General features: G+C 35.7%; 13 protein-coding genes and 2 pseudogenes. 11 read left to right on the top strand and 4 right to left on the bottom strand.

The window, feature by feature from the left end:
• Positions 1-116: 116 nt before the first annotated feature.
• Positions 117-557 carry a YtoQ family protein gene (locus K9V48_RS17560; RefSeq protein ID WP_224140363.1) on the bottom strand — a complete coding sequence of 147 codons (441 nt, stop codon included), beginning with the start codon at positions 555-557 and terminating at the stop codon, positions 117-119.
• A gap of 147 nt (positions 558-704) precedes the next feature.
• On the opposite strand from K9V48_RS17560, the gene K9V48_RS29115 reads away from it, so the two are divergent.
• The 5 genes from K9V48_RS29115 to murC all read left to right on the top strand — a co-directional run bounded on the left by K9V48_RS29115 (position 705) and on the right by murC (position 8,457).
• Positions 705-833 carry a hypothetical protein gene (locus tag K9V48_RS29115; protein WP_263432872.1) on the top strand — a complete coding sequence of 43 codons (129 nt, stop codon included), beginning with the start codon at positions 705-707 and terminating at the stop codon, positions 831-833.
• A gap of 542 nt (positions 834-1,375) precedes the next feature.
• Positions 1,376-1,696 carry a thioredoxin family protein gene (locus K9V48_RS17555; RefSeq protein WP_224140361.1) on the top strand — a complete coding sequence of 107 codons (321 nt, stop codon included), beginning with the start codon at positions 1,376-1,378 and terminating at the stop codon, positions 1,694-1,696.
• Positions 1,697-1,726: 30 nt separating this feature from the next.
• Complete coding sequence (locus K9V48_RS17550) at positions 1,727-2,530, top strand: DUF1444 domain-containing protein (protein WP_224140360.1); 804 nt, start codon at positions 1,727-1,729, stop codon at positions 2,528-2,530.
• A gap of 460 nt (positions 2,531-2,990) precedes the next feature.
• Positions 2,991-6,311 carry a DNA translocase FtsK gene (locus tag K9V48_RS17545; protein WP_224140357.1) on the top strand — a complete coding sequence of 1,107 codons (3,321 nt, stop codon included), beginning with the start codon at positions 2,991-2,993 and terminating at the stop codon, positions 6,309-6,311.
• A gap of 847 nt (positions 6,312-7,158) precedes the next feature.
• Positions 7,159-8,457: a UDP-N-acetylmuramate--L-alanine ligase gene (gene murC / locus K9V48_RS17540; RefSeq protein WP_224140354.1), complete on the top strand. Its 1,299-nt coding sequence runs from the start codon at positions 7,159-7,161 to the stop codon at positions 8,455-8,457.
• A 179-nt stretch (positions 8,458-8,636) separates the two neighbouring features.
• Here the strand turns inward: murC and K9V48_RS17535 are convergent, their stop codons facing one another.
• Complete coding sequence (locus K9V48_RS17535; protein ID WP_224140352.1) at positions 8,637-9,005, bottom strand: winged helix-turn-helix domain-containing protein; 369 nt, start codon at positions 9,003-9,005, stop codon at positions 8,637-8,639.
• 181 nt (positions 9,006-9,186) lie between these two features.
• Positions 9,187-9,462: an FHA domain-containing protein gene (locus tag K9V48_RS17530; RefSeq protein WP_224140351.1), complete on the bottom strand. Its 276-nt coding sequence runs from the start codon at positions 9,460-9,462 to the stop codon at positions 9,187-9,189.
• 122 nt (positions 9,463-9,584) lie between these two features.
• Here K9V48_RS17530 and K9V48_RS17525 point away from each other — a divergent pair, with 122 nt between their 5' ends.
• From K9V48_RS17525 to K9V48_RS17515, 3 genes are read left to right on the top strand one after another with little or no spacing between them, the layout of a single operon-like run.
• Positions 9,585-10,568 (top strand): glycerophosphodiester phosphodiesterase family protein, encoded by a 984-nt coding sequence (locus K9V48_RS17525; protein WP_224140348.1) that lies wholly within the window; start codon positions 9,585-9,587, stop codon positions 10,566-10,568.
• Positions 10,569-10,591: 23 nt separating this feature from the next.
• Positions 10,592-11,521 (top strand): ABC transporter ATP-binding protein, encoded by a 930-nt coding sequence (locus K9V48_RS17520; protein WP_224140346.1) that lies wholly within the window; start codon positions 10,592-10,594, stop codon positions 11,519-11,521.
• Positions 11,518-12,282, top strand: coding sequence for an ABC transporter permease (locus K9V48_RS17515; RefSeq protein ID WP_224140343.1), 765 nt, complete (start codon positions 11,518-11,520; stop codon positions 12,280-12,282). The genes K9V48_RS17520 and K9V48_RS17515 overlap by 4 nt, the downstream gene beginning before the upstream one ends.
• A gap of 61 nt (positions 12,283-12,343) precedes the next feature.
• Here the strand turns inward: K9V48_RS17515 and K9V48_RS17510 are convergent.
• A pseudogene (locus K9V48_RS17510) lies at positions 12,344-12,475 on the bottom strand (aminopeptidase); the annotation flags it as partial.
• A 146-nt stretch (positions 12,476-12,621) separates the two neighbouring features.
• Between K9V48_RS17510 and K9V48_RS17505 the strand changes: the two are divergent.
• The 3 genes and pseudogenes from K9V48_RS17505 (at position 12,622) to K9V48_RS17495 (ending at position 14,634) form a co-directional block, all read left to right on the top strand.
• Complete coding sequence (locus K9V48_RS17505) at positions 12,622-13,737, top strand: aminopeptidase (RefSeq protein ID WP_224140342.1); 1,116 nt, start codon at positions 12,622-12,624, stop codon at positions 13,735-13,737.
• Between the two features lie 183 nt (positions 13,738-13,920).
• A pseudogene (locus K9V48_RS17500) lies at positions 13,921-14,034 on the top strand (IS1595 family transposase); the annotation flags it as partial.
• 93 nt (positions 14,035-14,127) lie between these two features.
• Positions 14,128-14,634, top strand: coding sequence for a hypothetical protein (locus K9V48_RS17495; RefSeq protein WP_224140340.1), 507 nt, complete (start codon positions 14,128-14,130; stop codon positions 14,632-14,634).
• The last annotated feature ends 166 nt before the right edge of the window (positions 14,635-14,800 follow it).

Raw genomic sequence — 14,800 nt, 5'->3', positions numbered from 1 at the left:
TTTTGGCTTTGAGAATTGTCCAGCGTAAGCGCCTAGCTCCTCGGGGTCATAAGTCACGCCTTCTATTCATGCGCGTCTTATGCCTATCGGGGCTGAACAAGGCGCTTGCGCTTTTCTTATTCTACTAAGTATGATAGTACATCAATTGCTTGTTGAACATCTTCAACAGTAACATTTGCTTTATTTGAAAGTTCCTTCAATGGATGATGAAGTTGTTCAGGTCTAATAAGGATAAGTGGTTTATTTGACGAAATGGCTGTACTTGCATCCATTGCAGTATTCCATTGCTTATATTTTTCACCGAATAGGGCAATTACAATATCTGCCTTATTCATTAGCACACTCGTCCGGAAATTGTTAATGTCTGAAGCTGCTTGATCTTTAAAAATAGCATTAGGTTGTTCACCTAAAATGTTTTCACCTATATCATCTGAAAGATCATGTTTTTCCATAGGCCCAACAAATCGAAACGGTAGATTTCTGCGGCTAGCTTCTTCTTTTATTTTATCGCGCCAGTTAGTATGAATTTCCCCTGCTAAGTAAATAATAAATTCCATAATACCCCTCCAGTCTCATTATTCTTCAATCATATCATATATTTTTCCAAATTCACCTTTTTAAAAGGAACTTCTCTTGTCAACTGAAAAAAAGTAAGTGTATGATGAAGAGGCTGCGATTCCTAGTGATATGTGAGGAGAATTGATATGAAGCAATTCATTCTAGTTTTGAGTCTATTAATAACATTAATTGTAGCAGGCTGTACGATATCTTATAAAGAATTAAAAGCAACAACATTAGAGGAAACAAAACAAGCATTCGAAAGCACCCCTTAAGAAAGCAAATGAACATACAAAGCTGTTTTCCTACTATCTACCTGAAGGATTTACTATAAAAAAGACCGATGAATTTAATGGATTGCTTGAAAAGGGAAGCAAAGCTACATTTTATTTGTGATTGAAAAGAAGCCTTCAACTAGTAAAGTTTCATATGAAACATTAGCCGAGCAATCCACCAATCCGTTTATGTCTCAGACATTTGAAGATCATAATCGTTTTGGATACCTATTTGTAAATCAGCTTGAAAAAATAAGTTTGAAGTGACTGTTCGTTTAGGTGGGACAAAAGTAACGACGGAATCTAAAGTAAATGATGTCTCAGTGGATGCAAGGAATATGGTGGACATTGTGACATCAGTTCAATAGATGACAGCGTGTGTTTTATTCCATTATTAACGGGCAGTTAACAAGTTGACTTAGTGGAATCATAGAAGATAATCATATATGCTAATAGATGAAAAGATGTAATAGTGAGAAATGATAACTAGCCGATCTTTAGTCTGTTATCTACTAGTAATTGATAAAATGGAGGGAACTTATATGCAAAATTTAAAATCAATGGAAGAATACAAACAAATTATTCAAGGCGAAAATATTATTTTAATGTTTTCAGCAAATTGGTGTGGAGATTGTCGTGTGATTGAACCTATTTTACCCGACTTAGAAAAAGAAAATAACAAATATACGTTTTATCATGTTGACCGTGACGAGTATATCGATTTATGCTCAGAATTAAATGTATTCGGGATTCCTAGTTTTGTAGCATTTAATGATGGGAAAGAAGTAGGGCGTTTTGTAAGCAGGGATCGAAAAACACAGGAAGAAATTCAAGATTTTATAAACAGTCTCACAAATAAATGATCATCATTTTCATGAGAGGGGGAATGACGAATGAAAATGACATCTAGAAAATTGGTTGAAATCTTAAAGGGGAAGCTTGCAAATGCTGAGTGGAGCTTTGATTTCGATCGCGAGAAAGATTCTTTAAGGGTTGAGGATTCAACATCAAACAAAGGTGTAACACTATCGCTACCAGGTATTATTGCGAAGTGGGAAACTTCAAAAGAAAAAGCAATTGATGAAGTAGTTTATTACGTAGAAGAAGCATTAATCGTAATGAACAAAGAACAAGAGTTATCAGGTAAAGAGAAATCAATTTACCCTGTTATCCGTTCAACTTCTTTCCCGACTGAAAGCAATGAAGGAATAAAGTTATGCTATAGTGACCATACCGCAGAAACAAGAATCTATTACGCGCTTGATCTTGGCAACACTTATCGATTAATTGATGAAAAGATGATGCAAAAGGAAAATTGGACACGAGATCAATTAAAGGAAGTTTCGGCATTTAATGTAAGAGCATTAAAGACAAGTGTCAAAGAAGATATAGTTGCAGGAAATGTCTTTTATTTTTTCAATGCAAACGACGGCTATGATGCCAGTAGAATTTTGAATGACAGCCTTTTACAATCCTTTGAAGAAAAAATAGAAGGGAAAATGGCAGTTGCTGTTCCCCACCAAGACGTTCTTATTATTGTCGATGTTCGAAATGATACAGGATACGATATTCTTGCCCAATTAACAATGAGCTTTTTTGCAAGTGGAAATGTTCCAATTACAGCATTATCGTTTTTATATGAGAGTAAAGAACTGGAGCCGATTTTTATTTTAGGGAAAAATAAACCCATTCAGTAATGGATTTGAACACATAAATACATACACCCATAAACATTACTTGCAATCCGTAGAAATTTAATAGAAAAAGTTATGAAAAAAGAGAGGCGCCAATATGGCTTCCATACAATGGAGCTATGATTTATATTGGGGAACCTCTTTTTTTGTTTATTTGGAGTTATTGAGGTAGGGCTAACGTTCACAATCGAGGTAATCTAGGAGAATGGCGGATATATCGTTCGCAATGGTGGAAATCCATTCCGTTTATCTAGTATCGATTTGGCTAAAAGTACTTTATGTTATCATTTAAAAGTAATTACCACGATGAAAGATCAATTCAGCTGTAAATTTTCTAGATTTCAAATGCTTAAAGAGTAAGAGAATGTAGGTACAAAACATCTGTGACTTTTATCTACAAATCTATATAATTACTGATACAATAGGATATATGATATTTTGAAATATTGAAAGAGTGATAAAGATGAATTGGTTAACAAAGCTAGTATCCCTTTTTGGGGGAGATGATGAAAAGGAAGTTGAAAAAGATGAGGTGAGAGCGCAGCGAGACCAAAAGGTGAATAATATACATAGCTCAGCTTCAAACACTGATAGTTTAAATCAGTCAAATCACAAAGCAGAAGCAAGGGTAGCCTATCAATATCCAAAGGGAAACTTTAAATTCCCATTAATCCCAGATGAGAAGATTCATAGACGAGGGGATCGTCCAACTCGTACACCAAGTACTTACAATCAATCTAATGATAGAAATGGTGTTGCTCCATTTTCTAAACGTACGACATATAGGCCTAAGACAGGGAATGAGCTAGATGAAGGTGTGGAATCTAAACGACCTTATCAGCCGACTGTTATTCCCTCTCCAGTGTATGGTTTGCAATCCAAGGACGAGAGTATATGGCAACGTCCTCACTTAGACTTGGAAAAACGCGGAAATAATGATATTTTCCTTTCTAATAAAGGGAAGGAACCGTCTGCAGAAATTTATGTTAAGAATTTAAATCAAGAACCAATCGAACCAGGTAAAATAAAGGACAATTTAAAAAATAAACAAATCAACAAAGTTGCACAAAGCCAACAGCAAGATGTTCCTATCTTACATGACGATGAAAATAATGAAGGGTTACAAGTGAAAAAAAGGACGATCAAAGAAGAAAGTCTACATGAACAGCAGTTTAGAGATGATCAAAGTCAACTAAGTGATTTCATTGAAGAGGAAGTTCGTGAAGATCAAAATCACGTAGATGAAATATACCCAAATACAGATGATCAAATTGAAGATATTGTCCAACAAACGCAAGACAATAGTAAAAAGAATCTTAATAACAGCGTAGAATTGGCTAAAGATGATACGGAAATTCATCATATCGATAAGGTAAGTGAATCAATGAACATTTCATCCCGAAGATTTGAAGAAAATCCTTCTATACTCGATCAACTCGACCAGGGATTGGACCAGTCTTGGGAAACCGAACTGATCCAAGACTCAGACCAATCTCATGAAATCGAACTGATCCAAAAATCAGACCAATCTCATGAAATCGAACTGATCCAAGAGTCAGACCAATCTCATGAAATCGAACTGATCCAAGAGTCAGACCAATCTCATGAAATCGAACTGATCCAAAAATCAGACCAATCTCATGAAATCGAACTGATCCAAAAATCAGACCAATCTCATGAAATCGAACTGATCCAAGAGTCAGACCAATCTCATGAAATCGAACTAATCCAAGGGTTAGACCAATCTCATGAAACCGAACTGATCCAAGGGTCAGACCAATCTCATGAAATCGAACTGATCCAAGAGTCAGACCAATCTCATGAAACCGAACTGATCCAAGGGTCAGACCAATCTCATGAAATCGAACTGATCCAAGAGTCAGACCAATCTCATGAAATCGAACTGATCCAAAAATCAGACCAATCTCATGAAATCGAACTGATCCAAGAGTCAGACCAATCTCATGAAACCGAACTGATCCAAGGGTTAGACCAGTCCGATGAAATCGAACTCGATCAAAGGTCAGAACAGGTACAAAAAGTGGAATCGGTACTAGAAGCTGAACTAGTACAAAAAGGAGTAGCAACTGGGGGAGAGGAACTCATTCAAGAAGTAGCTTCAGACCAAGAATCAGAACCATTTCATCAAACAATCCCGAGAAAAGAAGCGGAAAGCAGAGAGCAACTAGTCAATAAAGCTCCTACTGACACGATGAGTAACCCTCAACCTGTCAATCGTGATCTCGATGCTGACAGTGATGAAGAGAAGCGACGAAAGAATAAGACTAAATCAACTAATTCACTACCTTACAACGTTATGATGTTAGGACGCGATAAACAACAGTTGCAGGCAAGGGAGAATAGTTACCAGTTTCCTGCACTTACTTATTTGAACATTCCAGAAAAGAAACCTTCTGAAGATCAGTCATGGTTGGATTCACAGAGAGAGCTATTGGATGTTACGCTAAAAAACTTTAATGTACGCGCTAATGTGGTTAATGTTACGCAAGGGCCTGCTGTAACAAGGTTTGAGGTTCATCCTGAGCCAGGTGTGAAAGTAAATAAAATAACAAATTTAAGCGATGATATTAAATTGAGCTTAGCTGCAAAAGATATTAGGATTGAAGCGCCAATTCCAGGGAAAAATACAATTGGAATTGAAGTGCCTAATAAAGAGAGTAAGATGGTGTACTTACGTGAAATTTTGCGTAGTCAAGAATTTCGCGCGAATCCATCGCCTATGACGGCAGTGTTAGGTTTAGACATCTCTGGTCAGCCGGCGGTTACTGATTTAAAGAAAATGCCACATGGACTTATTGCTGGTGCGACAGGATCAGGTAAAAGTGTATGTATCAATACAATTCTTGTTAGCTTGTTATACAAAGCATCACCACATGAAGTAAAGTTGATGCTTATTGACCCGAAAATGGTGGAATTGGCACCATATAACGATATTCCACACTTAGTTAGTCCGGTTATTACCGATGTAAAAGCTGCAACAGCTGCGTTAAAATGGGCTGTTGAAGAAATGGAAAGGCGCTATGAGCTATTTGCTCACTCTGGAACAAGAGAAATTATGAGATACAATCAACTAGTTAAGGATCACAATCAAGGTGAACATCTACCATACCTGGTCATTATCATTGATGAGCTTGCTGATTTAATGATGGTTGCGCCAAATGATGTTGAAGAAGCAATTGCGCGTATCGCACAAAAAGCCCGTGCATGTGGAATTCATTTAATTGTGGCAACTCAGCGCCCGTCAGTTGATGTTATTACTGGCTTAATCAAAGCGAATATCCCTACCAGAATTGCATTTTCTGTTTCATCTCAAGTGGACTCAAGAACAATTCTTGATGTGAGTGGTGCAGAAAAACTTCTAGGAAAAGGTGATATGTTATTTTTAGAAAACGGCTCATCAAAATCGGTAAGGTTACAAGGCTCATTTGTATCTGACGAAGAAATTGAACGAGTTGTAAAACATGTAAAACAACAATCAAAGCCGAATTATTTATTTCACCAAGATGAACTAGTGAAAAAAGCGACAATCCAGTCAGAAGAAGATGAGCTTTTTCTAGAGGCTTGTGAATTTGTTGTGAATCAAGGTGGAGCATCATCATCACTACTTCAACGACGTTTTAGAATTGGGTATAATCGAGCGGCTAGGCTTATTGATATGATGGAGGAACAAGGGATTATCTCAGAAAATAAAGGAAGTAAACCGAGGGATATTCTAATTTCTGAAGAAGAATTAGATTCTATTCATGAGAATAGTGCATACTAATTGAAATGGAAAGAAGTTGAGTAAAGCTTGATCGTATTGTTTATGTTCATCCACTCAACGAAGGAAAAGAAAATCAGCTTTCTGAGTCAATAAGAAAAGCTATATGAATCGACACGAAAATAGTAGAGAAAGTAAGGGGAAATCCTATTTTTAGTGAAAAAGTCGGTTGTAAGCAAGCACCTATTTTTCTAAAATAGAAGAGCAGCTTTTTCTGGTTTGATTTACTCACGATTATATTAGGATTAGAGGAAAAACAATTTACCAAGCAATATCGTACATGCGTTTTTATTCATCGTTACTTGAGAATCTTTTGCTTGCCTAAAGGCTATTCAAGGCGTATGCGTTTATGGAATGAATAATTTTAATGGTTATTATCTTTTGCAAGTGATATAATTTACATCCGTAAGCTGATTACATATGTAAAGCAAAATAAGGAAGTATAAGTTATAACCCGAGTTTCGCGGCGCTCCTTTTAGAAAAGGAGCGGTGAAAATTGGATACTTTGTCACTTTAATCATTGTGATGGTTTTAGAATGTCGTCCAAAGCGACACATCTTGTTTGCCTTACATTTAGCAAGGCGCTTGCGCTTTTGTTTTGTTATGGAAATTATAAAATGCTTGTACTGTGGATAAGCGCACGACATCCAGCTCCAGCGCCTAGCCCCTCGAGGTCATAAGCCACTTTTGAATTGAAGGTAAAAACCACCTTCTATTCAAAAGCGTCTTATGCTTGTCGGGGCTGATCAAGGCGCTTGCGCTTTTGTTTTTGGTTTTATATAGAGGGGTTGCAAATCTAGATGAACGTCATATACTGTTAATCAGTTAGACGTTTGTTGGAGGTACTATTATGACTGTTTATCATTTTGTTGGAATTAAGGGGACTGGAATGAGTGCCCTTGCACAGATTTTACATGATATGAATTACGAAGTTCAGGGTTCTGATATTGAAAATAAAGTTTTCACTCAAAATGCCCTAGAAGCACGTAACATTAAAATATTACCCTTTGCTAAGGAAAATATTAAAGAAGGTTTAACAATCATTGCTGGAAATGCATTTCCGGATACACATCCAGAAATTGAAGAGGCTCTAAACCTTGGCTTACCTGTCATACGCTATCACCGTTTTTTAGGTGAATTCATGCAAATGTATACAAGTGTTGGTATAACTGGCGTCCATGGAAAAACATCAACGACTGGATTGTTATCACATGTTATTCGAGGAGCTGCACCAACATCATTTTTAATTGGTGATGGTACAGGTAATGGTATTCCAAACAGCAAGTATTTTGCATTCGAAGCATGTGAATACCGTAGACATTTTTTATCATATAAGCCGGATTATGCGATCATGACAAACATTGATTTTGATCATCCTGATTACTTCACAAATCTTGAAGATGTCTTTAGTGCATTTCAGGAGATGGCACTTCAAGTGAAAAAATGTATTATTGCCTGTGGTGATGATGAGCAACTTCAGCAAATTCATGCAAAGGTTCCAGTTGTTTATTATGGCTTTGGGGATGAGAATGATTTCCAAGCAAGAAATGTCGTAAAATCAACAGATGGTACTTCATTTGATGTTTTTGTTCGTAACACTTTTTATGCTTCATTTAAAATCACAACCTATGGTGATCACAGTGTTTTAAATGCTTTATCTGTTATTGCATTGTGCCACTATGAAGGAATAGCAGTTGAGATTATTCAACAAAGGCTACAAACGTTCGAAGGCGTGAAAAGACGCTTTAATGAAAAAAGAGTTGGAAATCAAATTATCATCGATGATTATGCACATCATCCAACTGAAATTAATGCAACAATTGATGCTGCTAGACAAAAGTACCCTGATAGAGACATTGTCGCAGTGTTTCAGCCACATACGTTCACAAGAACGCAATCTTTCTTAGAAGAGTTTGCAGAGAGTTTACGAAAGGCTGATTATGTTTACTTATGCGATATTTTCGGATCTGCGAGAGAAAATGTTGGGAAACTATCAATTGAAAGTCTACTTGAGAAAATTGATAATTCACATTTAATTGATGAAAAGGATACATCTGTATTAAAAAAACATGAGCGTGCTGTACTAGTATTTATGGGTGCGGGTGATATTCAAAAATATCAAGAAGCATATGAAAAGGTTTTAGCCTAATACATTCATATTAAATAAAAAAAGCTGACGATAATAAGAAATGACGTAACGTAATTTCTTATCAAAGTCAGCTTTTTTTTATCGCTTAGCGTCCGATAAAAATCTTGTACTGTGGATAAGCACACGCCATCCAGCTCCATTGTTTTTTTGCAAATTAATGAATGGGTTTCATGACGCATTCAATTAATCTTTAGAGAGTAGCCTTTTCCCCTAATCGTTTCTATTATCAGTGGATTTGGGACTTTCTTTCTTACACGATAAAGGAGTGCATTAACCTCCTCTGAACTAACGTTTGGATTAAGATTATCTAAAGAAAATCTTTCTGACCATACATGATTCATTAGTTCATCTTTCGCAACAAACTGATTTTTTAGTAGTAATTCCATAAGCTTGAATTCCTTGTCTGTTAGTGCATAGTACTTGTTTTGGTAGATTAAATGTTGTGTTAATGAGTCAAGCTGTGGTTGATACAACCTTCTATTTAATTCTTCAAGCTGAAGGGGAATTAATTCAGAAGTCTCTTCAATAACCTTAAGAGAAAAGGACATGGTAACTAGGCCATTTGCAAATGAAATTTTATCATTGGTAGCTAGTTTTTTCGGTGTATTCGATTGAAGTTTTACTCCATTTATCCCGCATTAACGGGCAGTAATACCCCAACCTCTAAGCTTGATTAATCAAAGAAGCGAAGGTGAGGAATAACTGCCCAAAAATGCCCGATAAGTCTCGCTAACCATCAGTGGGGGATAAAGAAAATCCCCACTGATGGAAGTCTCGCTTTATATAAGTCCCGTGTTTGCTATCTAAATCTTTAATATAAAAGTGGTTTGATTCAACATAAATTAAGAAATGTTTTCTTGAAACAAAGACATTATGAAATGATACATCAGGTTTCCAGTAGAAGGACTCTCGACCAAATACCATGTTAGTCTTATTTAATAGAATCATATCACCAGTTTCATAATCTGGTGCATGTTCGATAATAAGAAACGAAGCGCTATCCATTCTTTTAACTCCTAATCATTATCAGAATCTTATCATGAAAATATTATCCCATAACCATTGAGTCTGGGCAAACGAAGGGGTAGTATAATTTATGTGAAAAGATAGGAGGCTATTAGACGAAAATGAGTAGAAGGTTTTTAAAAAAGGTCGTGTGTTTTCTTGTTATCCTTCTTCTATTTATGGTGATCAATAATACGAACCTATTTATGAAACAATCTGCAAAGGAACCGTCGTTACTTGCTCACCGCGGATTAGCACAAACCTTTGAGATAAGTAATGTAAAGAATGACACGTGTACTGCTGAGATGATCCATAAACCTGAACATCCTTTTCTAGAAAATACAATTCTATCAATGGAAGCCGCTTTTAGTAAGGGAGCTGATTTGGTTGAATTTGATATTAAACCAACAAAGGATGGACAATTTGCTGTATTTCATGATTGGACATTAGATTGTCGGACAAATGTACAAGGAACACCGCTAGATTATACAATGGACGAGCTTAAAATGGTTGACATTGGATATGGATATACATACGATAATGGAAAAACATTTCCTTTTCGTGGAAAGGGTATTGGGCTTATGCCTTCTCTGGATGAGGTTTTGAGCTATTTTCCTGAGAAGTCCTTTTTACTACATATAAAGAGTAACGAAGCAAAAGAAGGGGAACAACTAGCTCGGGTTCTTGCAACATTGCCTGAGGCACAGCTAAGTCTCTTATCTGTGTATGGTGGAGATGAACCAATTGCGGCATTAAAAGCTAAATTACCTAGTTTAAGAGTTATGTCAAAAGAAACAATGAAAAGCTGTCTGATTCCATATATTTTAGTAGGGTGGACAGGGTATGTTCCTGATGCATGTGAAAATACGCAGTTGCATCTTCCTGAAAAAATTGCTCCTTTCTTATGGGGGTGGTCCGGGAAATTTATTAGTCGCATGGAAAAGTCAAATACTAGAGTCATTGTTGTAGCAGGTGACGGAGGCTTCTCAGAAGGTTTTGATTCGGCAAATGACCTTGAACGACTACCAGCAAATTATAACGGATGGATTTGGACAAATCGAATCGATACGATTGCTCCATTGATTCAAAATAATAAGATTGAATAAATGTAGAAAGGAAATGCGTTTCTATGCAGGAAAATGAAATTGTTCTAAAAGTATCTCATTTAAGTAAAAAAATAAAGAAATCTCCAATCATTAAAGACGTAAGCTTTGAATTGAAGCGGGGTGAAATCCTTGGATTGCTTGGGCCAAACGGTTCGGGAAAAACGACCATTTTAAAAATGTTAGTAGGATTGATAAAACCGACTAGCGGTACAATACTGATCGAAGATATTTATCTTCACAAAGAATTTGAAAAAGCAATCACAAATGTTGGGGCGATTATCGAAAATCCTGTCATGTACGATTATTTATCTGGTTATGATAACCTCGTTCATTTTTTCCGCATGACAGATCGATTTTCTTATGAAAGAATTGATGAGATTATTGACTTACTAAGAATGGACGATTATGTTTCGGATAAAGTGTATACCTATTCTTTAGGAATGAGGCAAAGGCTAGGTTTAGCGCAGGCGCTCCTTCATAAACCATCGATTCTCCTATTAGATGAACCGACAAACGGATTAGATCCAGAAGGGATTAAAAGCCTAAGGGAAACGTTAAGAAAGCTTGCAGTTGAAGAAGAAGTTTCAATTATTATTTCAAGCCATATATTAGCTGAAATTGAACTGATTTGTGATAGCGTCTTGGTTATGGATGATGGAATCTGTATTGAGCGAGGTTTATTAAGCGATTTACAAAATGGGAAAAGCACGAAACATATCTATTCCTTTAAGGTAATTAATGTGGATAATCTCCAATCTCTTTTACAAAATGAATATTATTCAGATAAAATCCAATATCATTCTAGTGGTTTTTCTCTAGAATTAGATGTGCAAGAGGTAGCGAAATTAAACAAGTTATTAGTAGAAGCAGAAATTGATGTTATCGGGATTGAACGAACTGGCAGTCCTTTAGAAGAGTTGTTTTTACACAAATTGCGAGGTGAAGAATCATGAGCTCGTATCTTCACTTAATCAAAAATGAGCATATGAAGCTTTTTAAACGATCTACGATTTGGATGTTAATAGGTATTATGATTGTCATGAATATCATCGTTAGTTTATTTTTTAAGTTTCTATTTAATGGCATTGCATTTAGATTTTGGGATTATATTGAGGTAAGTTCGTACTTATTAGTTGTGATTGAAATAATGTGTATACTTGTTGCTGGGGAGATTGTTTCAAGTGAATTTGAAAAAGGCACTATTAAGTTTTTATTTATTCGACCTGTAAAAAGAGTGAAAATATTAGTTTCGAAATACCTACTAGTCTTATACATCATTATTTTATTGGTTTTACTACAACTATTGATGTCATCTATTCTCGGGCTCATTTTTTACTCGGGAACAGTATTTACCCTTGACCAAAAAATTTTAATCGGCTTAGGTCGATATCTATTCAACATAATCGAAATAATTGTAATGAGTACAATTGCATTTAGTTTATCTGCAATCACAAGAAGTAGCGTATTTTCAATCTCAATCTCAATCTTGTTATTGTTTACATCAAGTGCAATCATTACTCTCCTTGAGCATTATAATTATCAGATAGGAAAGTATTTATTGTTTGCTAATACAAATTTAATGCCTTACTTTTTTGGTCAGCCACTTTTTGAAGGGATGACGTTAACATTTTCAATCATAAATATGTTGATTCATTTGATTTTATTAGCAATTTTTTCAGTTGTATCATTTACGAAAAGAGACGTACACGTTTAGTGTGAAGACAAATGGCAGCGACGCTTAGCATAAACAATTAGCTAAGCGCCGCTGCTATTTGTTATTTTAAATTCTTAGTATTTAAGGCCTCTAACTCAAGATTGACAAAACGACTGTCCTTTCGAATGAGGGCATCATCAAAATAGATCTCACCACCATACTCAGGGCATTGAATCATCACCATGTCCCAATGATATCTATAGGTAAATGTGTTCATTACGTTTTTATGTTGTTTATATGTACACAACGTTAAACAGAAACCAAGGAGATTTTGTTTTTTTGCAAAACCAATAAATAAACAATATTATAGTGACAGTACTTAAAAAGGAGAGATTCTTTATGTTAGATATGCGATTAGAACGTCTTGCAGATGTATTAGTTAATTATTCAACAAAAGTTCAACCAGGTGAAAACGTATTAGTTGAAGCATTTGGTATTGATAATGCACTAGTAAAAGTCATTGTACAAAAAATACATAAAGCGGGTGGGAACCCTTTCGTAAATATTCGTGATAACCAGGTGATTAGGGAATTACTTTTAAACGCAACAGAAGAACAAATTTCTACTTGGGCGAATCTTGATGCGAAACAAATGGAAACAATGCAAGCCTACATTGGTATTCGTGGAGGACATAACCTTTATGAATTATCAGACGTTCCAGATGAAAAAATGAAACTTTATAATCAATTGTATAACCATAAAGTTCACTCAAGTATTCGTGTAAAGAATACAAAATGGGTAGTATTGCGTTATCCAAACTCGTCTATGGCACAATTAGCCAATATGAGTACAGATGCATTTGAGAATTTCTATTTTAATGTTTGCACAATGGATTATGAAAATATGAACAATGCTATGGATTCATTGGTTGCCTTGATGAATAAAACAGACAAAGTTCGTATTACTGGTCCAGATACAGACCTTTCTTTTTCTATTAAAGACATACCTGCAATAAAATGTGCTGGAGAAATGAATATACCAGATGGAGAGGTTTATACAGCACCTGTTAAAGAATCAGTTAATGGCGTAATATCATATAATGCTCCTAGTCCTTACAACGGTTTTGTATTTGAAAACGTCAAACTTCGTTTTGAAAATGGAAAAATAGTGGAAGTAACTGCTAACGATACAGAACGGATCAATAAGATTTTTGATACAGACGAAGGTGCACGCTATATTGGAGAATTCGCCATAGGGGTAAATCCTTTTATCCAATATCCAATGAAGGATATTCTATTTGATGAAAAGATCGACGGGTCTATCCATTTTACACCAGGTCAATGTTATGATGAAGCGTATAATGGTAATTCATCTGCCATACACTGGGATCTTGTACTTTTACAAAGACCTGAACAAGGTGGAGGAGAAATTTATTTTGACGATGTTCTAATTCGCAAGAACGGTCGTTTTGTTCTTTCTGAACTTGAAACATTAAATCCAGAGAATTTAAAATAGGAAACGCTCGATTTAATCCTAGGGAGGGTCCCCTAGCAGGCAAAGGTATGCATAGGCAGCCGTGACAGCCATCCCCTTCTGGGGCGCTGCCCGCCTAAGCCTGCCCCCGCCCTGCGGCATAAAGCCTCGCTAACTAATAGATAGGCTATGTTAAATAACTCTGTTGATATTTGACTGAAACCTAAAATGCTGTCTGCTCTAAAACAAATGGACTTTAATGCATTTTTAGGTATTGTAGAAATGGATGAAACATATTTCCTATACTCCGAAAAAGGCAAACGGGGCATTACAGGACGTATCATTATTAGGAATACTACTGTTCAATCATTGAGGCAGAATTTTTAATTTAGGGGGAAGAGAATCAAAAGATTAATGCCGTTATGAATTGTTATGCTTATTATTTTAGTCGGATGTAATAAAGACGAAGCGAATTCTGAATTATATAATGGGTGTGACTTAATTATTGGGATTCTTGGCGAAGAACCTGATGTCAGGGAAGAAAATGTAAGTTTTGAAAAGCTTTCTTTCGCTGAATTAGAACAAAATACAGAGAAGATTTCGAGTGAATTTGATGCTGTTTTTATTATGACTGAAATTTTATCGGAAGCTGCGGATGATAGATATGCCAGTGTTTATAAAGATTTAACGATTCCAATATTTTTCATTGAATCAACAAAAGCACATGTTCCATTTGTGAATGAAGATGTAACCTATGAAACAGCTCCTGAAGTTGGTGGAGATTCTAATTATGCTACTGGTTATCTATTTAGTGGCACAGAGGCAGAATATAAAGACGACACTTGGAGGTATAATTTGTACAACGATATACAAAATGAAGCAAATGTTAAAGATGTTTATTCAAGAATTTTTGATACGATTGAACAAATCCCTTTGTAATGTAAAGAGGTAATAAGAACACCAGAAAAAGGACCGTAATTGGTCATACCCCTGTCAAGTAGACAGCCTAAAAAAGACTAAGCAGCCAGTGTGATTCGGTATTCAACCGGAGCACACTGGTTTAGTTTTTTCTGAAACCTTTTAAAGTTATAAAGATACATATATT

Source organism: Metabacillus rhizolycopersici (assembly GCF_020075705.1).
Note: the sequence above shows the minus strand (reverse complement) of the source record. Positions and strands in the feature narration are given on the sequence as shown.

What these genes read in the sequence shown, in the direction of transcription:
- K9V48_RS17515 (WP_224140343.1), top strand. Translation starts at nt 11,518, where the DNA reads ATGAGCTCGTATCTTCACTTAATCAAAAATGAGCATATGAAGCTTTTT.
- K9V48_RS29115 (WP_263432872.1), top strand. Translation starts at nt 705, where the DNA reads ATGAAGCAATTCATTCTAGTTTTGAGTCTATTAATAACATTAATTGTA.
- K9V48_RS17555 (WP_224140361.1), top strand. Translation starts at nt 1,376, where the DNA reads ATGCAAAATTTAAAATCAATGGAAGAATACAAACAAATTATTCAAGGC.
- K9V48_RS17495 (WP_224140340.1), top strand. Translation starts at nt 14,128, where the DNA reads ATGCTTATTATTTTAGTCGGATGTAATAAAGACGAAGCGAATTCTGAA.
- K9V48_RS17550 (WP_224140360.1), top strand. Translation starts at nt 1,727, where the DNA reads ATGAAAATGACATCTAGAAAATTGGTTGAAATCTTAAAGGGGAAGCTT.
- K9V48_RS17530 (WP_224140351.1), bottom strand. Translation starts at nt 9,462, where the DNA reads ATGGATAGCGCTTCGTTTCTTATTATCGAACATGCACCAGATTATGAA.
- K9V48_RS17525 (WP_224140348.1), top strand. Translation starts at nt 9,585, where the DNA reads ATGAGTAGAAGGTTTTTAAAAAAGGTCGTGTGTTTTCTTGTTATCCTT.
- K9V48_RS17545 (WP_224140357.1), top strand. Translation starts at nt 2,991, where the DNA reads ATGAATTGGTTAACAAAGCTAGTATCCCTTTTTGGGGGAGATGATGAA.
- K9V48_RS17505 (WP_224140342.1), top strand. Translation starts at nt 12,622, where the DNA reads ATGTTAGATATGCGATTAGAACGTCTTGCAGATGTATTAGTTAATTAT.
- K9V48_RS17560 (WP_224140363.1), bottom strand. Translation starts at nt 557, where the DNA reads ATGGAATTTATTATTTACTTAGCAGGGGAAATTCATACTAACTGGCGC.
- murC (WP_224140354.1), top strand. Translation starts at nt 7,159, where the DNA reads ATGACTGTTTATCATTTTGTTGGAATTAAGGGGACTGGAATGAGTGCC.
- K9V48_RS17520 (WP_224140346.1), top strand. Translation starts at nt 10,592, where the DNA reads ATGCAGGAAAATGAAATTGTTCTAAAAGTATCTCATTTAAGTAAAAAA.
- K9V48_RS17535 (WP_224140352.1), bottom strand. Translation starts at nt 9,005, where the DNA reads ATGTCCTTTTCTCTTAAGGTTATTGAAGAGACTTCTGAATTAATTCCC.